Origin of the sequence: Aeromicrobium sp. Leaf289, assembly GCF_001423335.1 — a bacterium.
GTDB lineage: Bacteria > Actinomycetota > Actinomycetes > Propionibacteriales > Nocardioidaceae > Aeromicrobium.
Genome location: NZ_LMNK01000004.1, coordinates 348,467 through 375,219 on the forward strand (window position 1 = coordinate 348,467; position 26,753 = coordinate 375,219).

28 protein-coding genes are annotated in these 26,753 nt (G+C 71.4%); 27 read left to right on the forward strand and 1 reads right to left on the reverse strand.

The genetic code is table 11. The features are described 5' to 3' along the window. Positions 1-25 precede the first annotated feature (25 nt). From ASF37_RS14230 to ASF37_RS14360, 27 genes are all read left to right on the forward strand, one after another. On the forward strand, positions 26-511 hold the full coding sequence (locus tag ASF37_RS14230) for an HIT domain-containing protein (protein WP_082480853.1): 486 nt from the start codon (positions 26-28) through the stop codon (positions 509-511). Further along, positions 511-1,149 carry a phosphatidylinositol phosphate synthase gene (pgsA, locus tag ASF37_RS14235; protein WP_055970521.1) on the forward strand — a complete coding sequence of 213 codons (639 nt, stop codon included), beginning with the start codon at positions 511-513 and terminating at the stop codon, positions 1,147-1,149. The genes ASF37_RS14230 and pgsA overlap by 1 nt, the downstream gene beginning before the upstream one ends. Before the next feature lie 77 nt (positions 1,150-1,226). Beyond that, complete coding sequence (locus ASF37_RS14240) at positions 1,227-2,276, forward strand: diiron oxygenase (protein ID WP_056581292.1); 1,050 nt, start codon at positions 1,227-1,229, stop codon at positions 2,274-2,276. A gap of 3 nt (positions 2,277-2,279) precedes the next feature. Further along, positions 2,280-3,929, forward strand: a complete 1,650-nt coding sequence (locus tag ASF37_RS14245; RefSeq protein ID WP_056581295.1) for an FAD-dependent oxidoreductase — start codon at positions 2,280-2,282, stop codon at positions 3,927-3,929. A gap of 9 nt (positions 3,930-3,938) precedes the next feature. Next, a complete protein-coding gene (gene pdxS / locus ASF37_RS14250) occupies positions 3,939-4,868 on the forward strand; it encodes a pyridoxal 5'-phosphate synthase lyase subunit PdxS (RefSeq protein WP_055970511.1) in 930 nt (309 codons plus the stop codon). 161 nt (positions 4,869-5,029) lie between these two features. Continuing rightward, on the forward strand, positions 5,030-5,584 hold the full coding sequence (locus ASF37_RS14255) for an alternate-type signal peptide domain-containing protein (RefSeq protein ID WP_056577497.1): 555 nt from the start codon (positions 5,030-5,032) through the stop codon (positions 5,582-5,584). Between the two features lie 23 nt (positions 5,585-5,607). After that, positions 5,608-6,180: a signal peptidase I gene (locus ASF37_RS14260; protein ID WP_200931234.1), complete on the forward strand. Its 573-nt coding sequence runs from the start codon at positions 5,608-5,610 to the stop codon at positions 6,178-6,180. Continuing rightward, positions 6,177-6,833 (forward strand): LPXTG cell wall anchor domain-containing protein, encoded by a 657-nt coding sequence (locus tag ASF37_RS14265; RefSeq protein WP_056581298.1) that lies wholly within the window; start codon positions 6,177-6,179, stop codon positions 6,831-6,833. The genes ASF37_RS14260 and ASF37_RS14265 overlap by 4 nt, the downstream gene beginning before the upstream one ends. After that, on the forward strand, positions 6,830-7,441 hold the full coding sequence (locus ASF37_RS14270) for a SipW-dependent-type signal peptide-containing protein (RefSeq protein WP_156366975.1): 612 nt from the start codon (positions 6,830-6,832) through the stop codon (positions 7,439-7,441). Before ASF37_RS14265 ends, ASF37_RS14270 begins: the two co-directional genes overlap by 4 nt. Positions 7,442-7,446: 5 nt before the next feature. Next, positions 7,447-8,469 carry a signal peptidase I gene (locus ASF37_RS14275; RefSeq protein ID WP_055970504.1) on the forward strand — a complete coding sequence of 341 codons (1,023 nt, stop codon included), beginning with the start codon at positions 7,447-7,449 and terminating at the stop codon, positions 8,467-8,469. A 248-nt stretch (positions 8,470-8,717) separates the two neighbouring features. Next, complete coding sequence (locus ASF37_RS14280) at positions 8,718-9,263, forward strand: alternate-type signal peptide domain-containing protein (RefSeq protein WP_056577507.1); 546 nt, start codon at positions 8,718-8,720, stop codon at positions 9,261-9,263. Positions 9,264-9,280: 17 nt separating this feature from the next. Then, positions 9,281-9,862: a signal peptidase I gene (locus ASF37_RS14285; RefSeq protein WP_055970500.1), complete on the forward strand. Its 582-nt coding sequence runs from the start codon at positions 9,281-9,283 to the stop codon at positions 9,860-9,862. After that, entirely contained in the window at positions 9,859-10,656 is a 798-nt protein-coding gene (locus ASF37_RS14290) for a hypothetical protein (RefSeq protein ID WP_055970498.1), read from the forward strand. Before ASF37_RS14285 ends, ASF37_RS14290 begins: the two co-directional genes overlap by 4 nt. Next, a complete protein-coding gene (locus tag ASF37_RS14295) occupies positions 10,653-11,255 on the forward strand; it encodes a TasA family protein (RefSeq protein ID WP_055970496.1) in 603 nt (200 codons plus the stop codon). Before ASF37_RS14290 ends, ASF37_RS14295 begins: the two co-directional genes overlap by 4 nt. Further along, a complete protein-coding gene (locus ASF37_RS14300; RefSeq protein WP_055970494.1) occupies positions 11,252-12,268 on the forward strand; it encodes a signal peptidase I in 1,017 nt (338 codons plus the stop codon). The genes ASF37_RS14295 and ASF37_RS14300 overlap by 4 nt, the downstream gene beginning before the upstream one ends. Positions 12,269-12,383: 115 nt before the next feature. After that, a complete protein-coding gene (gene pdxT / locus ASF37_RS14305) occupies positions 12,384-13,007 on the forward strand; it encodes a pyridoxal 5'-phosphate synthase glutaminase subunit PdxT (protein ID WP_056555068.1) in 624 nt (207 codons plus the stop codon). A gap of 41 nt (positions 13,008-13,048) precedes the next feature. Then, positions 13,049-13,804 (forward strand): YebC/PmpR family DNA-binding transcriptional regulator, encoded by a 756-nt coding sequence (locus tag ASF37_RS14310; protein ID WP_055970490.1) that lies wholly within the window; start codon positions 13,049-13,051, stop codon positions 13,802-13,804. Positions 13,805-13,899: 95 nt separating this feature from the next. Next, the gene (locus ASF37_RS14315) at positions 13,900-14,436 is read left to right on the forward strand and encodes a crossover junction endodeoxyribonuclease RuvC (RefSeq protein ID WP_055970488.1); all 537 of its coding nucleotides are present in this window, start codon (positions 13,900-13,902) and stop codon (positions 14,434-14,436) included. Then, positions 14,433-15,026: a Holliday junction branch migration protein RuvA gene (gene ruvA / locus ASF37_RS14320; protein WP_056555062.1), complete on the forward strand. Its 594-nt coding sequence runs from the start codon at positions 14,433-14,435 to the stop codon at positions 15,024-15,026. The genes ASF37_RS14315 and ruvA overlap by 4 nt, the downstream gene beginning before the upstream one ends. A gap of 5 nt (positions 15,027-15,031) precedes the next feature. Beyond that, a complete protein-coding gene (ruvB, locus tag ASF37_RS14325) occupies positions 15,032-16,114 on the forward strand; it encodes a Holliday junction branch migration DNA helicase RuvB (RefSeq protein ID WP_055970593.1) in 1,083 nt (360 codons plus the stop codon). A gap of 135 nt (positions 16,115-16,249) precedes the next feature. Continuing rightward, a complete protein-coding gene (gene yajC / locus ASF37_RS14330; protein WP_055970484.1) occupies positions 16,250-16,543 on the forward strand; it encodes a preprotein translocase subunit YajC in 294 nt (97 codons plus the stop codon). Continuing rightward, positions 16,543-18,231, forward strand: coding sequence for a protein translocase subunit SecD (secD, locus tag ASF37_RS14335; RefSeq protein WP_056555058.1), 1,689 nt, complete (start codon positions 16,543-16,545; stop codon positions 18,229-18,231). Before yajC ends, secD begins: the two co-directional genes overlap by 1 nt. After that, a complete protein-coding gene (gene secF, locus ASF37_RS14340) occupies positions 18,231-19,346 on the forward strand; it encodes a protein translocase subunit SecF (RefSeq protein WP_055970480.1) in 1,116 nt (371 codons plus the stop codon). The genes secD and secF overlap by 1 nt, the downstream gene beginning before the upstream one ends. A 31-nt stretch (positions 19,347-19,377) precedes the next feature. Further along, complete coding sequence (locus ASF37_RS14345) at positions 19,378-19,833, forward strand: hypothetical protein (RefSeq protein WP_055970478.1); 456 nt, start codon at positions 19,378-19,380, stop codon at positions 19,831-19,833. Positions 19,834-19,838: 5 nt separating this feature from the next. After that, entirely contained in the window at positions 19,839-20,363 is a 525-nt protein-coding gene (locus ASF37_RS14350) for an adenine phosphoribosyltransferase (protein WP_056555055.1), read from the forward strand. Between the two features lie 200 nt (positions 20,364-20,563). After that, the gene (locus tag ASF37_RS14355) at positions 20,564-22,897 is read left to right on the forward strand and encodes a bifunctional (p)ppGpp synthetase/guanosine-3',5'-bis(diphosphate) 3'-pyrophosphohydrolase (protein ID WP_200914577.1); all 2,334 of its coding nucleotides are present in this window, start codon (positions 20,564-20,566) and stop codon (positions 22,895-22,897) included. A gap of 77 nt (positions 22,898-22,974) precedes the next feature. After that, positions 22,975-24,549 carry an alkaline phosphatase gene (locus tag ASF37_RS14360; protein ID WP_056581301.1) on the forward strand — a complete coding sequence of 525 codons (1,575 nt, stop codon included), beginning with the start codon at positions 22,975-22,977 and terminating at the stop codon, positions 24,547-24,549. Positions 24,550-25,407: 858 nt separating this feature from the next. Here the strand turns inward: ASF37_RS14360 and ASF37_RS14365 are convergent. Beyond that, a complete protein-coding gene (locus ASF37_RS14365) occupies positions 25,408-26,643 on the reverse strand; it encodes a DUF349 domain-containing protein (protein WP_055970472.1) in 1,236 nt (411 codons plus the stop codon). Positions 26,644-26,753 lie beyond the last annotated feature (110 nt).

Genomic DNA, 26,753 nt, shown 5'->3' on the forward strand with positions numbered 1-26,753 from the left:
GGAGCGCCTCTGGGTGCCGTACCGCATGTCCTACGTGCGGGGCGAGGAGCCCGAGCCCGACGACTCCTGCCCGTTCTGCCGCATCGCCTCCGGCGGCCGGCAGTCCGAGCTCGTCGTGCACCGGGGGACCCACTGCTTCGTGGTCCTCAACCTCTACCCGTACAACCCGGGGCACCTCATGGTCGTCCCGAACCGGCACGTGGCCGACTACACCGACCTCACCGAGGACGAGACCTGCGAGGTCGCCACGCTCACCCAGCAGGCCCTGCGCGCCGTCCGCGCCGCCTCGAACCCGCACGGGTTCAACGTCGGGCTCAACCTCGGGGGAGTGGCGGGCGGCTCGCTGTCGCAGCACCTGCACCAGCACGTGGTGCCCCGATGGTCCGGCGACGCCAACTTCATGACCGTGCTCGGGCAGACCAAGACGCTCCCGCAGCTGCTCGAGGACACCCGCGACCTCCTGGCCGACGCCTGGCCGGGGGAGACGCCCACGACCGAGGACGACGCCTGATGCTCGAACGCTTCCGCCAGTTCTGGACGAACATCTGGTCGCCCCTGGCCGACCTGCTGCTGCGCCTGGGCGTCAAGCCCGACCACGTGACGATCGTCGGCACCCTCGGGGTCAGTGCCGGCGCGTTGTGGTTCTTCCCGCGCGGGCAGTTCTTCGTCGGTGTCATGGTGGTCACCGCGTTCGTGTTCAGCGACCTCATGGACGGCTACATGGCCCGCAAGTCCGGCCAGTCGTCGAGGTGGGGGGCCTTCCTCGACTCGACGCTGGACCGGGTCGGCGACGCTGCGGTGTTCGGCGGCCTCCTGCTCTACTACACGCGCGCCGACGCCGACACCACGCTCGGCCCGGCCGACCTCTACCTCGGCCTGAGCCTCGCCTGCCTCGTGCTGGGCAACCTCACCTCGTACGCGCGGGCCCGCGCCGAGAGCCTGGGCATGCAGGCCAAGGGTGGCATCGCCGAGCGGGCCGACCGTCTGGTCGCGATCCTCGTGATGACCGGGCTGAACGGTCTGTTCGGGCTGCCCGTCCTGACCGAGATCACGCTGTGGGCGCTCGCCCTCGCGAGCCTGGTGACCGTGTTCCAGCGCATGGCGATCGTGCACCGGCAGGCCTTCCCGCCCGCCGGGACGGAGTCCTGACCGTCTTCCGCCGAACGTGACATCGCGAATGTGACATCACTCTTGACACGTAGAGATCGGGGTCACATACTCGCGGTATGACCCTCATGGACGAGCAGGACCTCGACCGCACCCAGGACGCGCTGGCCTCGCTGACGCGCAGCGAGTACGAGGCCACGCTGACCCAGCTGTCCCAGGCGTCGGTCGACCGTCACTTCGACGCCTTCGTCGACGTCCCGTGGGACCACCCGGACTTCGCGATCGACCCGACCGACGCCCACTGGGTGCTTCCGGAGGCCGACCCGCTCGGTGCCCACCCCTGGTACAAGTCGCTCCCCGTCGAGCGGCAGATCGAGATCGGGATGTGGCGCTACGCGAACATCTTCAAGGTCGGTCTGCAGTTCGAGAACCTCCTGATCCGCGGGATCATGCAGTACGTCTTCTCCCGCCCCAACGGGTCGGCCGAGTTCCGCTACCTCACCCACGAGGCCACGGAGGAGTGCCACCACACGCAGATGTTCCAGGAGTGCATCAACCGCATCGGCGCCGACGTCCCGGGCATGCCGCGATGGATGCGGGCGATCCACGGGATCATCCCGCTCATGGCCTCGCGGTACCCGCTCGGCTTCTTCATCGCGGTGCTCGCGGGCGAGGAGCCGATCGACCACACGCAGAAGAAGATGCTGCGCGAGGGCGCCACGATCCCGCCGGTCATGCGCCGCATCATGCAGATCCACGTGGCGGAGGAGGCGCGGCACATCTCGTTCGCGCACGCCTACGTCATGCGCAGCGGCCCGAACCTGGGAAAGGTCGACCGGTGGGTCATGTCGATGCTGTTCCCGATCATCATGCGGATCGCGGGCGACCTCATCCTTGTGCCGCCGAAGGAGCTGCGCACCGAGATGGGCGTGCCGAAGGAGGTCGTCAAGGAGCTCTACTGGGACGCTCCGGAGTCGCGCGTGTTCCTCTCCGAGCTGTTCAGCGACGTGCGCATGCTGGCCGAGGAGTCCACGCTCATGACACGGTCCTCGCGGCGCATGTGGCGCTGGCTCAAGATCGACGGTCGCCCGGCCCGGTACCGCAGCGAGCCGCCCGCGCGTCTGGCCGACCCCGCCTCGGTCGACCCCGCCTCTGTCGACACGGTCTGACCCGTGACCCACGTCGTCACGCAGCCGTGCTGCGGTGACGCGGCCTGCGCCTTCGCGTGCCCCGTCAACTGCATCCACCCCACGCCCGACGAGCCGGACTTCGCCACGGCCGAGATGGTCTACATCGATCCTCAGGCCTGCGTCGACTGCGGAGCCTGCGTGAAGGCATGCCCGGTGGGGGCGATCAAGCCGGAGTCGCGGCTCACGGCCGAAGAGCACGTGTTCGTCGAGCTGAACGCGCTCTTCCACGCCGACTCCGACGTCGGCAACGGGCTCGAGTCGCCGACCCGTCCGGCGCAGGCGCCGGTTCCGCCGGTCGTGCGCATCGACGGGTCGCGACGCTTGAGCGTGGCTGTCGTCGGTGCCGGTCCGGCCGCGCTGTACGCGGCCGACGAGCTTCTCAAGCAGCGTCAGGTGCAGGTTCGCGTCCTCGACCGGCTGCCGACCCCGCACGGACTCGTCCGGGCCGGCGTCGCACCCGACCACCAGCACACGAAGGACATCGGGCGACTGTTCGAGAAGATCGAGTCCCACCCCGGCTTCGCGTACGAGCTCGGGGTCGAGGTCGGGACCGACGTCACGCACGACCAGCTGCTCGCCACCCATGACGCCGTGGTCTACGCGACGGGCGCGGCCGTGGACCGGCGGCTCGACGTGCCGGGGGAGGACCTGCCCGGCAACGCGACCGCCACGGACGTGGTGGCCTGGTACAACGGACACCCCGACCACGTGGAGGCACCGCTGGACCTGTCGGGGGACCGCATCGTGGTGGTCGGCAACGGCAACGTGGCGCTCGACGTCTCGCGGGTGCTGCTGAGCGATCCGGAGTCGCTGGCGAGCACCGACATCGCCGACCACGCCCTCGACGCCCTGCGCGTCAGCAGGGTGAGGGTGGTGGAGGTGCTGGCGCGACGCGGTCCGGCCCAGGCGGCCTTCACCGTGCCCGAGCTCGTCGGGCTGCTGCACCACCCCGACCTCGACGTCGTCGTGCCGCAGCGCGAGCTGCTGGACGGGGACGACGTCAAGAGCCGCCTCCTGCGGGAGGGGACGGTCGCCGAGGCCGACCCGGCTCGACGGCACGTCGTCCTGCGCTTCCTCGTCGCACCGGTGGCGGTGCTGGGGGACGGGTCCGTCACCGGGCTCGAGGTCACGCGCACGAGTCTCGTGACGGGACCCGACGGCGTGGTCGCAGCGGTGCCGACCGGCGACCACGACGTGATCCCCACCCGAGCGGTGCTCCGCTCCGTGGGGTACCGGTCCGCTCCGGTCCCGGGGGTGCCGTTCGACCCGGTGACCCATCGCATCCCGAACGTCGGCGGACGCGTGCTTGATGTGCCGGGCGGTGACGTGCTTCCGCGCACCTACGTCGTCGGCTGGGCCAAGCGCGGTCCGTCCGGCTTCATCGGCACCAACAAGTCGTGCTCGCTCGAGACCGTCAACCACCTGCTCTCCGACGTGGCGCAGGGACGGATCGAGGCCGTCGACCGGCCGGAGCCGTTGCGGGCGACGGCCGGTGTCCTCGACCGCGAGGGCTGGCTGCTGCTCGACGCGCACGAGCGCGAGGCGGGGCGCAGGGCAGGACGTCCACGTCGCAAGGTGGTGGACCGGCGCCGGATGGTGGACGTCGTCGAGGCCGCCAGAGGCGGCCGATAGACTCGAGGGGTGAGCAACGAGCAGACCCCCTCCACGTCCCCCGACGGCACCAGCCCCCAGTCGACCGGTACCGCGCGCGTCAAGCGCGGCATGGCCGAGATGCTGAAGGGCGGCGTCATCATGGACGTCGTCGACGCCGAGCAGGCGCGCATCGCCGAGGACGCCGGCGCCGTGGCCGTCATGGCCCTCGAGCGCGTCCCGGCCGACATCCGGGCCCAGGGTGGCGTGGCGCGCATGAGCGACCCGGACCTGATCGACGGCATCGTGTCGGCGGTCTCGATCCCGGTCATGGCCAAGGCCCGCATCGGACACTTCGCCGAGGCGCAGGTGCTGCAGAGCCTGGGTGTCGACTACATCGACGAGTCCGAGGTCCTCACGCCGTCGGACTACGCGAACCACATCGACAAGTGGGCGTTCAACGTCCCGTTCGTGTGCGGTGCCACCAACCTGGGCGAGGCGCTGCGTCGGCTCACCGAGGGTGCGGCCTTCATCCGCTCCAAGGGCGAGGCGGGCACGGGCGACGTGTCGAACGCCGTCACGCACATCCGCACGATCACCGGCGAGATCCGTCGCCTGCAGTCGCTGCGCGAGGACGAGCTGTTCGTGGCCGCCAAGGAGCTCCAGGCGCCGTACGAGCTGGTCAAGGAGGTCGCGGAGCTGGGCAAGCTGCCCGTCACCCTCTTCACCGCCGGCGGCATCGCGACCCCGGCCGACGCCGCGCTCGTCATGCAGCTGGGCTCGGAGGGTGTGTTCGTGGGCTCGGGCATCTTCAAGTCCGGGAACCCGGCCCAGCGCGCCGAGGCGATCGTCAAGGCCACCACGTTCTACGACGACCCCGACGTCGTCGCCAAGGTCTCGCGCGGCCTGGGCGAGGCCATGGTCGGCATCAACGTCGACGAGATCCCCGAGCCGCACCGCCTCGCCGAGCGCGGCTGGTAGCCGCACCCGGCGGCGGGGGGTGCCGCCCCGGTCTTTGGGATTTGTCTCCTACTTTTCCCGTATGCCCATGTGACGCAGATCTCACGTCGCATGCTCGAGGTGAGGGCTCGTCCCTCGTGCCGGCGTAGGGAGCGCCGCGCCTCGAGACATGGGAGCACGCGATGAAGAACTCGATCAAGGGTGCGCTGGCCGCGGGTGCGGCCGCCGTCCTGCTACTGGGTGGCGCCGGGACGCTGGCGTACTGGAGCGACTCCGTCGACCTGCCCGGCGGCAGCGTGACATCGGGCGAGCTCAAGCTCGAGAGCCCGACCTGCGACGCCGACTGGGTCTACGCGACCGGCAGCGCAGGCGCCACCGGCACGGTCGGCCCGGTCGTCCCGGGCGACGTGATCTCCAAGGAGTGCACGTTCGAGATCGTGGCCACCGGCGACAACCTGAACGCCGACCTGACCGTCCCGGCCACGGCGACCTTCGCCGGCGTGACCCCGCTGACCGCCACGGTGACCGCGACGTACGAGGACGCTCTCGGCGACGCGCTGCCCGCTGCCATCACGGAGGACGACGACGGTCTGGTCACCGCGACCATCTCGGTGGAGTTCCCCTACGGCACCGCCGAGGACGACGTGGCGCCGATCAACATCAACGACTCCCAGGAGGTCGCTGCGACGCTGAACGCCATCGCGGTCTCCGTGGAGCAGAACGACCCGAACCCGTGACCGGTCGCTGATCGCGGATCGTCGTGTCTCGCGGGTGGCAGGTCGTCGTCAAGGCCCTGGCCTGGGTCGTGATCCTGGCCGCCACGGGCTCGCTGTCTGCTGCGGTGCTCGTGCCGCGGCTGGCCGGCGCGACCCCCTACGCGGTGCTCACCGGGTCCATGCGGCCGGCGCTCCCGTCGGGCACGTTGGTGGTGGTCCGACCCGTCGAGATGGGCGACGTCTCGGTGGGGGACGTGATCACCTACCAGCTGCGGTCCGGCGACCCGACGGTCGTGACCCATCGTGTGGTCGGCTCCGGGGTCAGGACCGACGGGACGGCGGTGCTCACCACCCAGGGCGATGCGAACGACGTGGTCGATGCAGCGCCGGTCCAGCCGGAGCAGGTGCGGGGGCGGCTCTGGTACGCGGTGCCGCACCTCGGCAGAGCCCACTCCCTGCTCGACGGGTTCCACCGAAAGGCAGCGGTCCAGCTGGTCGCGGCCGGGCTCCTGCTCTACACGGGCCGGATGTTCGTCGCGGCGGCGCCCGCCTGGCGCGGCGGTCCGGGAAGCAGGACGAGCGACGACGACCAGGAGAAGGAGGGATCAGCGCGATGAGGCGTGGATGCCTGCTGCCCGCGACGGTCGTGGCGGTGACGCTGCTCGCCCCTGTCGGTGCGCACGCGGCCGACGAGATCGGCATCAGCCGGGACGGCACGTCCTGGTCGTCGAACCTCGACGAGCCACTGTTCGACCCCGGCCTGCGGTGGGTCCCTGGCGACACGCGGACGAGCAGCTTCTTCGTCCGCAACCAGGGGCCCAGCGGGTCCGCGATCACCATCGAGGTGCGCAGCCTCGACTCCGACGAGCTGCTGGCCGACGACGACATCCACCTGCGTGCGCGGGCGGCGGAGGGTGCGTGGGTCGACCTGCGCAACGAGGTCACCTCGACCCGCCTCACCGAGAAGACGATCGAGCAGGGTGCGGCGGTGCGCGTCGACGTGAACGCGACCTTCGACGAGGCGTCGACGAACCAGTCACAGGTCGGGCGCCTGGCGATCGCCTTCCGCGTGAGGCTCGCCGACGCCGCCGCGGGCGAGCCCGGCGACGACCCGGACGGTGCTAGTCCGTCGGCCGGCGACACGGTGGGGGATCTTCCGGACACGGGCTCCGCCACGCCGCGCTGGATCGTCCTCGGTGGCCTTGGCCTTGCGCTCGTCGGCGTCCTGCTCGCCTCGCGCCTCCGCGTGGATCGTGAGGTGTGGTCATGAGCAGGCATGCGGGTCGACGTCGCAGCCGAGGTCGTCGTGGATGGGTGAGGGCGCTGCTGGCCATGGGTCTGGTGGTCGGTCTCGGCTCGGTCAACACCATGGCGTTCTGGACCGACGATGCGGTCCTGGATGCCGGCACGATCCAGACGGGATCGCTCGACCTGCTCGTCGCAGGCAACCTCGCCGGAGCGGGCGGGACGACGACGTCGCCGAGCCTCGCGCTGACCGACATGGTCCCGGGGGAGAGCGTGGCGGTGACGGTCCCGGTCCAGCGGGCCGCGAGCACCGTCGGCTTCACCTACACGGCCAAGGCGACCGCGTCCGGCGCGCTCGCCCCCTACCTGCGGTGGACCGTCTCGGCGGGATCGGCCGGCACGGCGAGCTCCTCGGGCCTGCGGACCAACACGTGCGGCGGCACGCCCCTGGTGACAGGGGTGACGCTCACCGGCACCGCGAGCGACGTGATCGCCTCCCCACGCACGCTGTCCAGCGCCACGATGAGCGAGAACATCTGCCTGCGCGTCGAGCTGCCGAGCGGCACCGCGAACGCCGCACAGGGGGCATCGGCGACCGCCTCCTTCGTCTTCGACGCCACGCAGCTGGGCTGATCGTCGTGCTCGAGCGGCTGCGTCAGACCGTCCTCTGGTCGGGTGCCGGTCTGGGCGGGCTCTGCCTGGCCTGGGCCGCGACGATCCACGTCCTCGGCCTCACCCCCATGATCTTCACCTCGGGCTCGATGGGACCGCAGATCGCCGCGGGCGACCTCGCCCTCGCCGAGTCGGTGCCGGCGCGGGCCATCGGGGTGGGCGACGTCGTGAGCGTGGTCAACGCCGCCGGCGTGCGCGTCACCCACCGGGTCGTCGAGATCGACCCTGTGGACACCACGACGGCGGTCCTCACCCTGCGCGGCGATGCCAACGCCTCGCCCGATGCCGAGGCCTACACCGTCACCCGCGTCGAACGCGTGGTCACCTCCGTGCCGGCCGCCGGGCACGTCGTGGACGCCGTCTCGTCACCGTCGGGCCGATTCGTCTCGGGAGCGTGGCTGGGGCTGTGCCTGTTCCTCGTCCTGGGTGCCGGTCGCGCGGGGTCGGGACGTGAGCGTCCTCGGCGCGGGCGCCACCCCGGTGGCCGGCACCGGCGTCAGGACCGATCGCGAGCACACGGGGTCGGGGTCGGGGTCGGAGCCGGGGTCGCCGCGATGCTGCTGGGTCTCGGGCTCGGGCACGTGGTCCCCACCCTCGTCACGCCGACGTCGGCCACCTTCGAGGATCGCGGCGCGACCGTCACCTCCGGCGCCCTCGCCTCCTTCGCGGTCACCAAGCCCGCAGCGCTCGCGTGCACCGTCAGCAACCCCGTCGTGGGGACGAAGAGCCTCACCACGACCTGGACCGCGGCCCCCGGCCTCGCGTACACGGCGGTGATCCGGGAGACCGGCACCTCGCTCGTCGTCACGAGCAGCGGGACGGAGCGCTCGGTCACCGTGACCGGTGGGCTCCTCGGGTCCTTGCTCGGTTCCAGCTTCACCATCGAGGTCACGGCCACCCTGCCGGGCTCGGGCTGGACCGCCACCTCGACGCGCGCGGGGACCTTCGTGCTGCTCGGCCTCGGCTTCACCTGCGGCGCCTGGACCTGAGGTCTCGTCGCGATCCCTGCGCGGCGAACCGGCGGTGGACGACCGCATGGCCCCGATGGCCCATCCGACTGGCCGCGTCCGGCCGGTCGGGCCATGCCGGTCTAGTTCCTTCGGGGGATCTTGGTGCGCACTGCGGGGGCCGACCGTGACTTCGTCCGTCGGGGTCGTTGGGAGGTTCGAGGGTCCCGGTGTCGTCGGGACCCGGTCCGGCCCACCCCGGACCACCCTCTCCTCCCGATTGGATCCCCATGAAGAAGTCCACCAAGGCCGCCCTCGCGGCCGTCGGCGCCGGCGTCCTGCTCACCGGCGGAGCCACCACCCTCGCCTTCTGGTCCGACTCGGCCACCGTGGGCGCCAGCACGCTCACGGCCGGCACGCTGACGCTCGGCGAGGCCGACTGCTCGGCATGGATCCTCGACGCGAACGAGGACGCCCCGGGCGAGACCGCGACCCTCCTGGTGCCCGGCGACGTGGCCACCAAGACCTGCACGTTCGACATCGACGCGACCGGCGACCACCTGCGGGCCGACCTCGCCGCCGTCGGCGCGGTGACGTCGGGCGGCCTGGCGGACGACGTCGTGGTCAGCACGGCGTTCGAGGTCGACGGCGAGACGGTCACCTCGATCACCGAGGACGACGCGCCCGAGGTGCTCACGAGCACCGTCACCGTCACGTTCCCCTACGGTGACGCGGTCGACAACGACTCCCAGGGCGAGTCCGTCTCGCTGACCGACTACGTCGTCACCGCGACGCAGGTCCACAGCGACACCCCCGCCGCGCCGGTCGCTCCCTGATCGACGGGCCCACCACCATGACGCGCAGCGCGGCGACCACCGCCCGACGACTCTCCCAGGCCCTCGCCTGGGCGGTCGTCGCGGCGGTGGTCGCCGTGCTCGCGGTGGTCGTCGTGGTCCCGCGCATGGCGGGAGCCACCCCCTACACAGTGCTCACCTCGTCGATGGAGCCGACCCTCCCACCCGGCACCCTCGTGGTGAGCCGCCCCGCACCGTTCGAGGAGATCCTCGTCGGTCAGGTCGTCACCTTCCAGCTCGAGTCCGGCGACCCCACCGTCGCCACCCACCGCGTGATCGCCCGCACCACCGAGCCCGACGGCACCCCGGTGCTGTGGACCCAGGGCGACGCGAACGCGGTTCGCGACCCGGAGGTGGTGCGCGCCGAGCAGGTGCGCGGCGTCCTCTGGTACCGCGTGCAGGAGCTCGGACGGCTCAACACCGCGATCGACGCCGCCTGGCGGCAGCGCGGGGTGACGGTCGTGGGCCTCGCCCTGCTCGTCTACGCCGGGTACGCCGCCACCGCCGCGGTGCGCGAGCGTCGGGCCACCCGACGCGCCGCGGGCTCGACCATCCCCCAGGACCAGGAGACCCTCGCGTGAGGATCCACCCCCCGGCACGTCGCCTGACGGCCGTCGCGCTCGCGTCCGGAGCGCTGCTGCTCACCCCGGCTGCCGCCCACGCCGACGACGAGCTGAGCCTCAGCCTCGACGGCGCCACCTGGACGCCCGACATCACCGCCCCACTCTTCGACCCGGCGATGCGCTGGGTGCCGGGTGACGTGGAGACCGCCACCTTCTTCGTGCGCAACAACGCACCGCAGGGTGCCCGGCTCGACGTCACGCTGCGCCCCGACGGCCAGGAGTCGCTCCTGGACGACGGATGGGTCAGCGTCGTCGTGCGCACCCCCGCTCGCGAGGGTGAGGCCACCACTGGCCCCGGCCCCTCGACCGTGCTCGTCGACGCGCCCGTGCCCGGCTCCCAGGTCGTGCCCGTCGAGGTCGAGGTGACCTTCGACGAGGACGCCCCGAACGGCACCCGGCTGCGCTCCGCCTCGCTCGGCTTCGACGTGGTCCTCACCCAGACCCAGGAGATCGGGGGCGGTTCGGAGGAGGACCCCGACGGTCCCGACGGGCCCGACGACTCGGACGGGTCCGACGGAGGCACCGACGGTGGTGCGGACGGCGGCACCGACGGGGGTGCCGGCACCGGCAACGGCGGCGTTGCCGGCTCCGACGGTGGCTCCACGTCGGACCGCGGCGGACTCCTGCCGGACACCGGATCTCTCACCCCCAGCTGGCTCCTCGCGGCCGCCGCCCTCGCTCTCGGTCTCGGCGCCGGACTCTCCACCCGTACTCGACTCGCACGCCCGCACACCCGACAGGACACGCCATGACCAGCTCGATCGCGCGCCGCGCCACCCGTCCCCTGCGTTCCACCCGCGGCCGAGCCGTGATGACCCTTGGCGTCGTCCTCGGCCTCGGCACCGTCGGGACGCTCGCCTACTGGACGGACACTGCCACCGTCACAGGCGGCACCTTCCAGGCCGGCAGCCTCAAGATCCAGGTCGACGGCGTCGAGGACGACCCGGTCGGGTTCTCCAACGCCTTCAAGGCCGACAACCTGGCTCCGGGCCAGAGCGTTGCGGCCTCCTCACAGATCCAGAACGTGGGCACCTTGACGGCCAACTACCACGCCTCTGCCACGGCCACTGGAGCGCTCGCCCCGCTGCTGACCTACTCGGTGCGAGCGGGCGGCACGGTCAACGACCAGGGCACTGCGTGCACCGGTGGCCTGGAGGTGTTCACCGGTGGGATCGGGGCCGGGACGACGATCATCGCGAACACCGCCGGCACGCTGCGCACGCTCGTGGCCGCCACCGGCACGGAGTCGTTCTGCGTGACCGCGACGCTCCCGAGCGGCACCACCGGCGGGCAGGGCCAGAACGCCAAGGTGACGTTCACCATCACCGGGAAGCAGGTCGGCGCCCCGTGACCGGGGAGTCGCAGCCGCGGCTCCTCTGGATCGAGGAGCCGCCGACCGCCCGGGAGCGCCTCGTCGAGCGGCTCCGTGAGGGCGCCCTGACCGTCGGTGCCCTGTCCGGAGTGCTCTGCCTCCTGCTGGCCGCGGTCGCCGTCGCGTTCGACGTGCGTCCGGTCGTCTTCCAGTCGGGGTCGATGTCCCCGGCCATCGAGACCGGGGCGCTCGGCATCGCCCGCACGGTGCCCGCATCCGAGCTCGCCACCGGCGACGTCGTGACGGTCCAGACCCCGGCCGGGGTGAACGTGACCCACCGCATCCAGAACTTGACGATCGATGCCCAGGACCGGGCCATCCTCGTGCTGAAGGGCGATGCCAACGGCGCGCCGGACGAGACGCCGTACGTCGTGTCGTCGGCGCCGAGGATCGTCGCGGACGTCCCTCAGCTCGGCTACGTCGCCGCATTCCTGTCCGGCACCCCGGGCACGTTCCTCGGCGGCCTCCTCGTCGGCATCGTGCTGCTCGTCGCGGTGCGCGGCGATCGATCGCGACCGGGCCGTCGTCGGTTCCTCGGGACGGACGCGGCCGGCGCGCCCCACCGCACCGGTGCCCGCGCGACCGCCGTGGCCGTCGGTGCCGTGGCCACCCTGGCCCTGGTCGGCCTGCCCTCGACACCCACCACCCAGGCCTACTACAGCGACACCGCCAGGCTCACGAGCGGGACGTTCGCGCGGCAGGCCGCGGCGCCGGTCGCGCCGACGATCGCCACCTGCACGCGGTCCGGGGGCGACATCACCATCACGTGGAACGCGGTGGCGGGCGCGACGTCCTACACGGTCAGCTGGACCAACCCCGTCGGCACGGCGAGCACCACGGCGACGTCCTTCACGCCGAACGCCAACTTCAACATCGGTGGGGCCACGGGTCAGATCTCCGTCCGGTCGGTCAATGCCGCCGGCACCTCGGCCCCGTCGGGCGCCTTCCGCTACACCGGGAACGGCAACAACGCCCCCTGCACGAGACTCTGAGCCGGTCCTCCTGGCGGGGGACCGGGGCGTGCGACGATCCGGGCACGGAGGCCGGCGACCGCGGCCGTCCCGAGCCACTCCGGCTCGGGCGGGGTGACCTCACTACGCTGTCCCGGTGATCTCACCGACCATCGGCGTCTTCGCCCTGCAGGGGGACGTCCGCGAGCACGTGCAGGCCCTCGAGGCGCTGGGCGTCCGGGCCGTCACGGTGCGTCGCGAGGAGGAGCTCGACCGCGTCGACGGATTGGTGATCCCCGGCGGGGAGTCCACCACGATGATCAAGCTGGCCGACGTCTTCGGCGTGGCCGAGGCGTTCCGGCGTCGGATCGCGGACGGGCTGCCCACGTTCGGCACGTGCGCCGGGATGATCATGCTGGCCGACCGGCTCGTCGACGGTGCCGAGGGACAGGCCACCTTCGGCGGGCTCGACGTCACGGTGCGGCGCAACGCCTTCGGTCGGCAGGTCGACTCCTTCGAGGCCGACGTCGACTTCACGACCTTCGACGACCCCGTCCACGCGGTGTTCATCCGCGCCCCCTGGGTGGAGGAGGCGGGCCCGGGCGTGGAGGTGCTGGCCGCGGTCCCGGTCGGCCCGGGTGCCGCGGCGGGCGCGACGGACCGTGCTGCCGATAGGATCGTGGCGGTCCGGCAGGGTTCGGTGCTGGCGACGTCGTTCCACCCCGAGGTGGGAGACGACCTGCGCCTGCACCGCCTGTTCCTGGACCTCGTGACGACGTAGGGATCCGCCACCCGCCGGGGTGGCGCGGAAAGGGGCAGGGGATGTCAGGCCACTCCAAGTGGGCGACGACCAAGCACAAGAAGGCCGCGATCGACGCCAAGCGCGGCAAGATGTTCGCCAAGCTGATCAAGAACATCGAGGTGGCGGCACGTCAGGGCGGGCCCGACCCCGACGGCAACCCGACGCTGTACGACGCGATCCAGAAGGCCAAGAAGTCGTCGGTCCCCAACGACAACATCGACCGTGCGGTCAAGCGCGGCGGCGGCATCGGCGAGGACGCCGTCGACTACACGACGATCACGTACGAGGTGTACGGCCCGAGCGGCGTCGCCCTCCTGGTGGAGTGCCTCACCGACAACAAGAACCGGGCCGCCATGGAGGTCCGCACGGCGGTCAGCCGCAACGGTGGCAACCTCGCCGACCCGGGCTCGGTCGCGTACATGTTCCACCGCAAGGGCGTCGTGCAGGTGCCGGCCCAGGACGCCGGCGAGGACGACATCCTCCTGGCGGTGCTCGACGCGGGTGCCGAGGAGGTCAAGGACCACGGCGAGGCGTTCGAGGTGATCAGCGAGGCGTCCGACCTGGTCGCGGTCCGCACCGCGCTGCAGGACGCCGGTCTGGACTACGACTCCGCGGAGGCCTCCTTCGTCCCGTCGGTGGAGGTGCCGGTCGACGTCGAGGGCGCCAAGAAGGTCATCAAGCTGGTCGACGCGCTCGAGGACCTCGACGACGTCCAGAACGTCTACTCCAACGTGGACATGAGCGACGAGGTGCTCGCCGCGCTCGACGAGGAGTAGGTCCGCCAGGAGCATCGGACGTCGGTGCCGGCGGGAGGTGCGTCGGTCGGCGTGGCGTCCGGTGGGGCGTCGTGGGAGCGGGTTATCGTTCGAACATGCGTTCTCCCACGCGTGTGCTCGCGGTCGATCCCGGGCTCACCCGCCTCGGCCTCGGCGTCGTCGAGGGCTCGGTCGGTCGACCGCTGCACCTCGTCCACGTCGACGTGCTGCGCACCCCTGCCGACCTCGACACGGCCAAGCGGCTGCACCGGCTCGAGCAGGGGCTCGAGGAGGCGGTCCGGCTGCACCGTCCGGCGGTCGTCGCGGTCGAGCGGGTGTTCAGCCAGAACAACGTGCGCACCGTCATGGGCACCGCGCAGGCCAGCGGCGTGGCCATGCTGGTCGCCGCGCGGCACGGCATCGACGTCCGCCTGCACACGCCCAGCGAGGTCAAGGCCGCCGTCACCGGCAGCGGTCGGGCCGACAAGGCCCAGGTGGCCGCCATGGTGGTCCGGCTGCTCCGGCTCGCCGAGGCCCCGAAGCCGGTCGACGCCACCGACGCGCTGGCCCTGGCCATCTGCCAGATCTGGCGCGGGGGAGCGCAGAACCGCCTGCAGCAGGCGCAGGCCCAGCTGAAGGAGTCCGTTCGATGATCGCCCACGTGCGCGGCGAGGTCGCCGCCCTCTCGCTCGACTCCGCGGTCATCGACGTCGGCGGCCTCGGCCACCACGTCTACTGCACGCCGGGCACGATCGCGCGGCTGCGGCTCGGGGAGCAGGCGCAGCTGGCCACGTCGCTCGTGGTGCGCGAGGACTCGCTCACCCTCTACGGCTTCGCCGACACCGAGGAGCGCGACATGTTCGTGCTCGTGCAGACGGCCAGCGGGATCGGTCCCAAGGTGGCCCAGGCCATGCTCGCCGTCCTCCCGCCGGACCGCTTGCGACGCGCCATCGCCGAGTCCGACCACGCCGCGCTCACCTCCGTCCCGGGCATCGGTCGCAAGGGCGCCGAACGCATCGTGGTGGAGCTCAAGGACCGGGTCGGTCCCGTGCTCCCCACGTCCGCCGCGCCGGGAACCTCCGCCGCGCCCTGGCGTGCCCAGGTCCTGCAGGCCCTCGAGGGTCTCGGGTGGTCCACCCGCGACGCGGAGAAGGCCATCGAGTCCGTCTCCGACGCCGCAGGCGACTCGCCCGACGTCGGCCAGCTGCTGCGTCTCGCCCTCCGATCGTTGTCCAAGGCGTGAGCGGCGTGCACGACGACTCCTATCCCGAGGCATCCGCCTACGACGTCGACGGGCTCGACGCGGTCCTCGCCGAGGCCACGCCCGACGACCGGGCGTTCGACGCGGCGCTGCGTCCTCGCACGCTCGAGGAGCTCGTCGGCCAGGAGCGCGTGCGCGAGCAGCTGTCCCTCGTGCTCGAGGCGGCCCAGGGGAGGGGGCGGACACCCGACCACGTGCTGCTGTCGGGCCCGCCCGGCCTGGGCAAGACCACGATCGCCATGATCATCGCCCACCAGCTCGGCGCCCACCTGCGGCTCACCAGCGGGCCCGCCATCCAGCACGCCGGCGATCTCGCGGCGATCCTCTCCGGTGTCGACGAGGGCGACGTCCTGTTCATCGACGAGATCCACCGCATGTCGCGCCCGGCCGAGGAGCTCCTCTACATGGCCATGGAGGACTTCCGGGTCGACGTCATCGTCGGCAAGGGCCCGGGTGCCACGGCCATCCCCCTGGAGATCCCGCCCTTCACCGTCGTCGGGGCCACCACCCGGGCCGGTCTGCTGCCCGGACCCCTGCGCGACCGGTTCGGCTTCACCGCCCAGCTGGACTACTACGAGTCGGCCGAGCTCAAGCGCATCGTCGAGCGGTCCGCGCGACTGCTCGACCTGACGATCTCCGACGACGGCTCCCACGAGATCGCGTCCCGCTCGCGTGGGACCCCGCGCATCGCCAACCGCCTGCTGAGGCGGGTGCGTGACTACGCCCAGGTGCGCGGTGACGGCACCGTCGGGCACGGCGAGGCCCGCAGCGCACTCGCCCTGTACGAGGTCGACGACCTCGGTCTGGACCGTCTGGACCGGGCGGTGCTCCAGGCGCTGTGCGCCAGCTTCGGCGGGGGACCGGTCGGCATCAGCACGCTCGCGGTCGCCGTCGGTGAGGAGCGCGAGACCGTCGAGGAGCTCGCCGAGCCCTTCCTCGTGCGCCTCGGCTTCCTCGCGCGGACGCCTCGCGGGCGCATCGCGACGCCCGCTGCCTGGCGGCACCTCGGTCTGGCGGCGCCCGCCGGGACCGACCAGCTGCCGCTCGACGACGCCGCGGACCCGGTCTAGAGGCACCTGCTCGACCCGGGCACCGTCCGTGGAAGCATGGACAGGGCCGCCGGGCTTGGTTGCATGTCTAAACTACTCCCTGGCCCCGTGCCAGGTCCGCTGTGCGGACGTCATTCCCTTCGACGGAGCAATCTCGTGTCCGATGTCTACAGCTTCATCCCGCTCGTCCTCCTGCTGGTCATCTTCTACCTCCTGGTCATGCGCCCCGCGCGGGCTCGCCAGAAGGACTACCTCGCCACCCAGACCGCGCTCGAGCCGGGCCGCCGGGTCATGCTCGCCAGCGGCATCTTCGGCGAACTGGTGTCGCTGGGCGACACCGAGGCCGAGCTGCGCATCGCCCCGAACACGGTGATCACCGTCAACCGCCAGGCCGTCGCGAAGGTCGTCGACCCGAGCCCGACCACCGAACCGGAGAGCCCGACCGACTGATGGCCAGACCCGCGCCCCGTCCCGGCAGGAGCACTGCCGGCATCCCGCGTCCGCGACGCACGCTGCTGCTGTTCCTCGCCCTCCTGCTCGCCCTGTTCGGACTGCTGGCAGGGCTCGACCTCAAGGACGGCGGCGGGGTCTGGAAGCCCAGGCTCGGACTCGACCTGCAGGGCGGCACCCGGATCACCCTGCAGGCCGAGGCGTCCTCCGGTGACGTCACGCAGGCCAAGCTGCAGGAGGCTCGGGACATCATCGACCAGCGGGTCAACGCCACGGGCGTGAGCGAGGCCGAGGTCTCCACGCAGGGCGGCAACCAGGTCGTCATCGAGATCCCGGGGCAGCGCAAGGGCAACATCGTCGACGAGGTGGGCCGCACCGCCCAGCTGCGCTTCCGTCTGCTCTGGGGGTCGGGGCAGAGCGCGGCCCAGGCACCGGACCAGAAGGCGGTCGCGGCGGCGGCCAAGACCGTGAGCGCGGCGGACTGGTCGAAGCTCTCGCTCGACCAGCTCATCGCCGCGGAGACCCAGGGTCTGGACTCGCTGCCGAAGGACTACGCCTCGGCCGCCGAGGCGCTGCAGACCGAGCTGGCCGGGTTCCGGTGCACGAAGGACGACCTCGCGGTCGACGACGTGCCGGACGAGCCGATCGTCTCGTGCGACCCGTCCACGGGCGAGACGATGATCCTCAGCCCCACCGTCATCGAGGGCACCCAGGTCAAGAGTGCGGACGCCGTGGTGCCCCAGGGCTCCGTCGAGTGGGTCGTGGCGATCGAGCTGCGCAAGGCCGGGACCGAGGCCTTCGACGCCATCACCGACGCGCTCTACCAGCAGGAGCAGGCCGGCAACCAGGCCGCGTCGCGCTTCGCGATCGTGCTCGACGGCGAGGTGCTGAGCGCACCGACCACCAACGGCCACTTCACCAACGGAAGCTCGCAGATCTCCGGCGGGTTCACGCAGTCCACGTCGCAGTCGCTGGCCAACCAGCTGAAGTACGGGGCACTGCCGCTCACCTTCGAGGTCAACGGGGTGTCCGTCGAGGGCCCCTCGCTCGCGGGTTCCCAGCTGGAGGCCGGCATCGTCGCCGGGGCCATCGGGCTCGTGCTCGTGATGGCGTACCTGCTGCTCTACTACCGCGCGCTCGGGCTCGTGGCCATCGGCTCGCTGCTCGTCGCCGGCGCGTCCACCTACGCCATGGTGCTGCTGCTCGGGAAGTCGCTCGGCTTCACGCTGACCCTTCCCGGCATCGCGGGCCTCATCGTGGCCATCGGCATCACCGCGGACTCGTTCATCGTCCTGTTCGAACGGATCCGTGACGAGGTGCGCGACGGCAAGTCGCTGCGCCTGGCCGTCGAGTCCGGCTGGGAGCGCGCGCGTCGCACCATCCTGGCCGCGGACGGTGTCTCGCTGCTGGCGGCGGTGATCCTGTTCATCTTCGCGATCGGCGTCGTGCGCGGGTTCGCCTTCGCGCTGGGTCTCACCACGGTGATCGACGTGATCGTGGTGTTCCTGTTCACCAAGCCGCTCATGTCGCTCCTGGCGCGCACCACGTTCTTCGGTCGCGGCCACAAGCTCTCCGGCTTCGACGCGGCCCATCTCGGCATTGGGGACCGGGCCGTCGACCGCACCGGACCGGTCCGCCGTCCGGACCGAGCCCCGACACCCGGCAGCACCACGGGAGGACGATCCTGATGGGACGCATCAGCAGCTTCGGCCAGCACCTCTACACCGGGCGGGTCTCGGTCGACTTCGTCGGACGTCGTCGGCTCTGGTACTCGATCTCCGTCCTCATCATCGTCGCCTCCACGCTCGGCTTCGTCGTGCAGGGCTTCAACCTCGGCATCGAGTTCAAGGGCGGTGTCGAGCTGACCGCCAAGGTGCAGAAGGCCGACGCGGCCACCGCCGACGCCCTCGCCCAGGCGATCGAGGACGCGAACGTCCCCGCCGCGGGTGACCCGATCGTCACGACCTCCGGCTCGGACACCGTCCGGATCGACGTCCGTGCCCTCAGCCAGGACGAGACGTCCGTGCTCGAGAAGGCCCTGACCGACGCGGGCGCGCAGGAGGTGAGCCAGAACCTCATCGGGCCCTCGTGGGGCAAGCAGGTGGCCACCAAGGCGCTCACCGGCCTCGCCGTCTTCCTGGTGGTCGTCGTCATCTTCATCGCCGCCTACTTCCGCGACTGGCGCATGTCGCTCGCTGCGCTCGTGGCGCTCGCCCACGACGTGCTCATCACCGCGGGCGTGTACGCCTGGTCCGGCTTCGAGGTCACGCCCGCCACGGTCACCGGCTTCCTGACGATCCTGGGCTACTCGTTGTACGACACCGTGGTCGTGTACGACAAGGTGCGCGAGAACACGCACGGCGTGCTCGCCTCGTCCCGTCGTACCTACGCCGAGCAGGCGAACCTCGCCGTCAACCAGACGCTCGTGCGCTCGGTGAACACGTCCGTCACCGCGCTGCTGCCCGTCCTGGCGTTGCTCGTCGTCGGCACGTTCGTGCTCGGGCAGGGGCCGCTGAAGGACCTCGCCCTCGCGCTGTTCATCGGCATGGCCGCCGGGACCTACTCCTCCATCTGCATCGCCACACCGCTCGCCGTCCAGCTGCGCGAGCGTGACCCGGCGGTCGCGGCCCACACCGGGCGCGTGCTCGCCCGGCGCGAGAAGGACGCCGCGACGCCCAGCGCGGGCGAGGCGGTGCCGGTGGCGGCCGGGGCGGGGGCGGGAGGTCGGCGCCAGCCGACGCGAGGTCCGCGGTCGTCGCGCAAGCGCGGTGGCAGCGGCCAGGGCCGGGCGGGTCGGTCCTGAGCTCTCAGGCGACCATGACATGCTTGCGCGCATGAAGAAGCTCGCTCTCGCCGGCGCCGTGCTCGCCGCCGCCACGACCCTGACCGCCTGTGGATCCGGGAGCAGCGCCTACTGCTCCGACCTCAAGTCCGCCACGAAGGAGTTCGACTCCCTCGAGGGCAGCGACCTCGGGCAGATCGACAAGGCCTTCGCCACCTTCCACAAGCTCGCGGACGAGGCCCCCTCCGACGTCGAGTCCGACTGGAAGGTGCTCGACGACGGCATCACGTCGGTCGAGAAGTCCCTCGACGACGCGGGCATCAAGCTCGAGGACCTCGCGAAGGTCCAGCAGGGCGAGCTGCCCGAGGGCGTCGACATGGCCAAGCTCCAGGGCCTGGCCGCCGACTTCCAGAAGCTGAGCGACGAGAAGTTCACGAAGGCCTCCGACGCCATCGAGAAGCACGCCAAGGACGAGTGCGACGTCGACCTGAGCGGCAACGGCTCCTGACGTCCATGGACGCGGCCACGGCCATCGACGCCTGCGTCCGGCCGGTCGAGGACTGGCCGGCGCAGGGCGTCACCTTCCGTGACGTCACGCCCCTGCTGTCGAACCACGAGGCCTTCTCGGCCGTGTCGGCGGCCCTGCGCGACGCCGTGCGCGACCTCGATCCCGACGTCGTCGTGGGTGTCGAGGCGCGTGGCTTCATCTTCGGCGCACCGCTGGCCCTCGAGCTCGGCGTCGGCTTCGTGCCGGTCCGCAAGCAGGGCAAGCTGCCGGCCGACACCCACAGCGCCACGTACGCGCTGGAGTACGGCGAGGCCACGCTCGAGATCCACACCGACGCCCTGGCGCCCGGTGCCCGAGTGGTCGTCGTCGACGACGTGCTCGCCACCGGGGGCACGCTGGTCGCGGCCGGCGAGCTCGTGGCGGCGTGCGGCAGCACCGTCGTCGGCAACGTCGTGGTCCTCGAGATCGGCGCGCTCGGTGGCCGGGACGTGCTCGCCGGCACGCCGCTCGTCAGCCTGCGCCGCTACTGACCCCTCGCTCGTCGACCCCGCGATCCGTCAGGACACCCATGAACCCCCGTCACACCCGAACCATCGCCCTCGTGCTCGTCGCGATCCTGGTGCTCGGCGCCGCGGCCACGCTGCTCGACGTCCTGCTCTGAGGTCGGGTCCGTCCCGTGACCGCGGTGATCGGGCCTGTCCTACGATGGAAGGCACGACAGGAGCACTGAGTGGCTGAGCGCATCGACACCGACCACGGCGGAGCCGCCGAGACGGCTGCGCCGCCGGAACCTGCCCGCGTCGACCAGGCACCGGCCGGTGCCCGCGTGCGCAGCCGCCTGGCCCGCATCGGGGGCCGGTCGACGCCGCAGAACCCGGTGCTCGACCCCTTGCTCGCGGTGTACCGCGAGAACCACCCCAAGGCCGACGTCGACGTCATCCGCAAGGCGTACGAGATCGCCGAGCGCATGCACGAGGGGCAGACCCGCAAGAGCGGCGACCCCTACATCACCCACCCGCTCGCGGTGTCCACCATCCTGGCCGAGCTGGGCATGACCGGTCCCACCCTGTGCGCGGCGCTCCTGCACGACACGGTGGAGGACACGCCCTACACGCTCGACAAGCTCCGCGTGGACTTCGGCGACGAGGTGGCCCTGCTCGTCGACGGCGTGACCAAGCTCGACAAGGTCAAGTACGGCGACTCCGCGCAGTCCGAGACGATCCGCAAGATGGTCGTGGCGATGAGTCGCGACATCAGGGTCCTCGTCATCAAGCTCGCCGACCGCCTGCACAACATGCGCACGTTGCGCTACCTGCGGCAGGACAAGCAGGAGCGGATCGCGCGCGAGACGGTCGAGATCTTCGCCCCTCTGGCCCACCGGCTGGGCATGAACACCATCAAGTGGGAGCTCGAGGACCTCGCGTTCGCGACCCTGCACCCCAAGGTCTACGACGAGATCGTGCGCCTCGTGGCCGACCGGGCACCGTCGCGGGGGCAGTTCCTCGAGCGCGTGATCGGCGACGTCGAGTCCGACCTGCGCCACGCCAAGATCAAGGCGACCGTCAGCGGCCGCCCCAAGCACTACTACTCGATCTACCAGAAGATGCTGGTGCGCGAGCGCGAGTTCACCGACATCTTCGACCTCGTCGGCGTCCGGATCCTCGTCGACACCGTTGCCGACTGCTACGGCGTGCTCGGCGTCCTGCACGCCCGGTGGAACCCCATCCCCGGCCGCTTCAAGGACTACATCTCGGTCCCGAAGTTCAACATGTACCAGTCGCTGCACACGTCGGTGATCGGTCCGCAGGGCAAGCCGGTGGAGCTGCAGATCCGCACCCGTGCCATGCACCGTCGCGCCGAGTACGGCGTGGCGGCGCACTGGAAGTACAAGGAGGACGGGAGCGCGAACCCGTCCACGGCCAAGGGCGCCAGCCCCGGCAGCGACGACATGGCCTGGCTGCGCGAGCTGGTCCAGTGGCAGTCCGAGACCGAGGACTCCGTCGACTTCCTCGACAACCTGCGCTTCGAGATGAACAGCGTCGGCGTGTACGCGTACACCCCGCGCGGCGACGTCATCCAGCTCCCGGCCGAGGCCACGCCCGTCGACTTCGCCTACGCCGTGCACACCGAGGTCGGTCACGCCTGCATCGGTGCACGCGTGAACGGACGGCTGGTGTCGCTGGAGTCCGAGCTCAAGACCGGTGACGTGGTGGAGGTCTTCACGTCCAAGTCGCAGGACGCCGGACCCAGCCGCGACTGGCTCGAGTTCGTCAAGAGCCCGCGAGCCCGCAACAAGATCCGGCAGTGGTTCACCAAGGAGCGTCGCGAGGAGGCGATCGAGCGCGGGCGTGACCTCATCGCCAAGCAGATGCGCAAGGAGAACCTGCCGCTGCACCGCATCTTCAAGCACGACACGCTCGACGCGATCGCCAAGGACCTCAACCTGCCCGACGTGTCGGCCCTCTACGCCGCGGTGGGGGAGAACAACGTCGGCGCGCAGAACGTGGTGGAGCGGGTCATCTCCCTCTCGGGCGGGCGCGACGGTGCCGAGGAGGACCTCGCGGAGGCCACCGTCATCCCCGGCAGCGGCTCGCGCCGCCAGCGGGCCGACGGCCAGGCAGGCGTGCTGGTCGAAGGCGTCTCGGGCGACGTGATGGTCAAGCTCGCACGCTGCTGCACCCCGGTCCCGGGCGACGTGATCGAGGGCTTCGTGACGCGTGGCTCCGGCGTGTCGGTGCACCGCAGGGACTGCGTCAACCTGCAGTCGCTGAGGTCGCAGCCCGAGCGGCTGGTCCCGGTCCAGTGGGCGCCCAACGCGCACAGCACGTTCCTCGTGGCGATCCAGGTGGAGGCGCTCGACCGGCCTCGTCTGCTGAGCGACATCACGCGGATCATCTCCGACCAGCACGTGAACATCCTGTCCGCCGCGCTCTCCACCGGGCGCGACCGAGTGGCCAAGAGCAAGTTCAGCTTCGAGATGGGCGACCCCAAGCACCTCGACCACGTGCTCGCGGCCGTCCGCACCATCGAGGGCGTCTTCGACGTCTACCGCGTCACGCAGTGACGTCGGCGGGGTGACCGGCCGCTCGGTGGTCACCGGGTGGTCACCCGCTCGTCGCTTCGCTCCGTGACGCTCGGGTCATGACCTCGGGGGAGATCGACCGTCGCACCGCCGTCCGTTCCGCGGCCCTGGCCGCACTCACGACCGGCGGGGTGCTGCTCGGCGGCGGTCCTGCGTCGGCGCGTGGCGTACCGGCACTGGTGCGTCGCGGCAGGCCGGAGCTCACGCACGGTGTGCAGGCCGGTGACGTGCACGCCGGCCAGGCGACGTTGTGGGGGCGTGCGGACCGTCCGGCGCGTCTCGTGGCCGAGATCTCGCGCGACCCGTCCTTCCGGCGTGCCGTGACCGTGCAGGGACCGCGCGTGACGCCCGAGACCGACCTGACCGGGCAGTGGGCCGTGCGCGGCCTCCCGCCGGGCTCCGACGTGCACTACCGCGTGCGTGCCGTCGACCTGCACGACCCGCGGCGCTCCGGACGTCCGGTAGCCGGCCGCCTGCGCACGCTCGGCGGGTCCCGACGGGACGTCCGCTTCCTGTGGTCCGGAGACGTCGCGGGGCAGGGGTGGGGTGCCAACCCCGAGTACGGGGGCTACCGCATCGCCGACGCGATGGCGCGGCGTGACGCCGACTTCTTCCTGTGCAGCGGTGACACCGTCTACGCCGACGGGCCGCTGCAGCCCACGGTCGCGCTGCCGGACGGGCGCACCTGGAGGAACCTCGTGACCCCGGAGAAGGAGAAGGTCGCCGAGACGCTGGCCGAGTTCCGCGGCCAGTACCGCTACAACCTCGAGGCCGACAACTGGCGGGCCTTCCTGGCGAGCACCGCCCAGGTGACCCAGTGGGACGACCACGAGGTGACCAACAACTGGTACCCCGGCGAGGTGCTCGACGACCCGCGGTACACCGAGCGTCGGGTGGACGTCCTCGCCTCGCGCGCCCGCCGCGCCTTCCACGACTACGTACCGGTGGCCGAGATCTCGCCCGACCGCGTGGGGAGGGTCTACCGCGTGCTGCACCAGGGGCCGCTGCTCGACGTGTTCGTGCTCGACATGCGCACGCGCAAGGACCCCAACACCGCCAACGACGAGACCCGACGCGACGGCGGCGTGCTGGGGGAGGAGCAGACGCGGTGGCTGGTCCGCGAGCTCCGTGCGTCGCGCGCCACCTGGAAGGTGATCGCGGCCGACCTGCCGATCGGCCTCGTGGTGCCCGACGGCGCGGCGGCGCAGGAGGGCATCGCCCAGGGCGACCCCGGCGCGCCCCTCGGTCGCGAGCAGGACGTCGCGCGGGTGCTCACCGCGCTCCAGGACGCGGGCATCCGCAACCACGTGTGGCTGACGGCGGACGTGCACTACACCGCCGCCCACCACTACTCGCCCGACCGCGCGAGCTACCAGAGGTTCGACCCCTTCTGGGAGTTCGTCTCCGGGCCGCTCAACGCCGGTGCCTTCGGTCCGAACGCGCTCGACGACACCTTCGGACCGCGCGCCGAGTTCGTGAGCGCCCCGCCCGTGGCGAACACCGGTCCCGCCGGCGGCTACCAGTTCTTCGGCGAGGTCGAGATCGACGCCCGGACCCGTGCCCTGACGGTCACGCTGCGCGACGTCGAGGGCCGGGGCCTGTACTCACGCACGTTGGAGGCGCAGCGTCGCTGAGTCGGGTCTCGTCCTTCGGGTGAGCCGGTCCGGCTCCGTCGCCTCGCGCGGCTGGGTCCACGCGTGCTGCTGCGTCGTTGTGGCTGCGAGTCGGGTCGGTCTCCGAGAGGGCCTTGACCGGGGCGGTGGGACTGGGCTCGGTTGGGTCTGCGGGACGCGGCTGGGTTCTCGCTTGCTGCTGCGTCGTTGTGGCTGCGAGTCGGGTCGGTCTCCGAAAGGGCCTTGACCGGAGCGGTGAGTCTGGGCTCGGGTGGGTCTGCGGGGCGCGGCCTCGATTCTCCTTCTGCGCGGGATTCACGCACGATGCTTCCTTCGCGTGGACCGTGCCTCGCGAAGGAAGCATCGTGGCGACGAAAAGGGCCCCGAACGGGCAGGGATTCTCCCTTCTCGTGGACCGTCCCACGCAGAGGAAGAATCCCTGCCCACCCGCCGCGCACCGGCGCCCCCGGCGGACGCAGGATTCTGCCTTCGCGCGCGGAAGCCCGAACGATGCTGCGTTCACGACGGGATCCGACCACGAACGCAGCATCCTTCGACCCCTCACGCACGAACGCAGAACCTTGCGTCCACCCGAGCCGCGCTCCGAAAGCTCACCCGAGCCCGGACCCGTCCGCCGGTCGAGGCCCTTTCGGAGAGCAGGTCGACTCGCAGCCACAGCGACGCAGCAGCAAGGAACGACCCCACCAGCAGTAGCAGTGCAGCAGCAAGAAACGACCGCGCCAGCGGAAGTGCAGCAGCAAGGAACGACCCACCAGCAGCAGCGCAGCAACGGGCGCACTCGCACCATCCATCGAGCAACGGCGCGCGAGCGCAGGATCCTGCAGGACCCGGCCCAGCCGAGGACCCGGCCGACGCGGCTCAGCTGTAGTCGGACGCGGCCTTCTGGGCCATCGCGAGGAACGACTCGTTCGACTCCAGCTTCTGCGTCAGGTCCTTCACCTTGCGGGCGTCGCCGGCGGCCTCGGCCTTGGCGAGGGACTCGCGGGTCTCGTCGATGGCGCGCTGAAGCTTGCCGATCATGTCGTCGGCGCGGGCCGACTTCTCCGGGTCCGAGCGCTTCCACTCCTGCTCACCGGCGGCACGTACGGCCTGCTCGACCGTGCGCAGACGCCCCTCGAGCTCCTTGACCCGGCCACGCGGGACCTTGCCGGCGGCCTCCCAGCGGTCGGCGATGTCGTGCAGCGCCTTGCGGGCGGCGTCGAGGTCGGTGATCGGCAGCAGCGCCTCGGCCTCGACCAGGATCTGCTCCTTGACCACGGCGTTGGCGGCGAACTCCTCGTCGAGCGCGGCGTTCGCGGCGTCGCGGGCCTGGAAGAACACGTCCTGGGCGGCTCGGAACCGCTTCCAGAGCTTGTCCTCGACGTTGCGCGGGGCGGAGCCCGCCTTCTTCCACTCGGTCATGAGGTCGCGGTACTTGCCCGACGTCGGACCCCACTCGGTCGAGGACGACAAGGCCTCGGCCTCGACGATCAGCTTCTCCTTGACCTTCTGCGCCGCCTCGCGCTGGGTGTTCTGCTCGGCGAAGTGCGTCTTGCGCTTGCGCGTGAACGAGGTGCGGGCGGCGCTGAAGCGGTGCCACAGCTCGTCGTCGGCGGACTTGCTGAGGCGGGGGAGCGCCTTCCACTCCTCCAGGAGGGCACGGAGCCGGTCGGCCCCGGCGCGCCAGTCCTGGCCCGAGGCGATCTTCTCGGCCTCCTCGACGATGCGGGTCTTGGCCACGCTCGCCTCGGCCACCTTGGCCTCTCGCTCGGCCCGACGCTCCTCGCGCTGCTTCTCGATCGCGGGAGCGAGCGCGTCCAGGCGCGCGTCGAGCGACGCGAGGTCGCCGATCGCGGCGGCGTCGGCCACCTCGCCGCGCACCTTGGCGACGGCCTTGGCCGCCTCGTCGGGCGACAGCGCACCGGTGGTCAGGCGCTTCTCCAGCAGGTCGACCTCGGTCTCGAGGCCCTCGAAGCGGCGGACGTAGAAGGCGAGACCCTCGGCAGGTTCTCCCACCTTCCACTCGCCGATCTCGCGCTCGGAGTCACCGGTCTTGACGAAGACCCTTCCTTCGGCGTCGACGCGGCCCCACGGATGCTCGGCGGCAGAGGTCATGGCGACAGTCTAGGAGGACACCACCTGGGCGTGACCACCCCGGCATCGCCTGGGCGTCGCCGCCGCGGACGAACCGCCGGGCGATCCGACGTCGCGGCCCCGCGTACCCT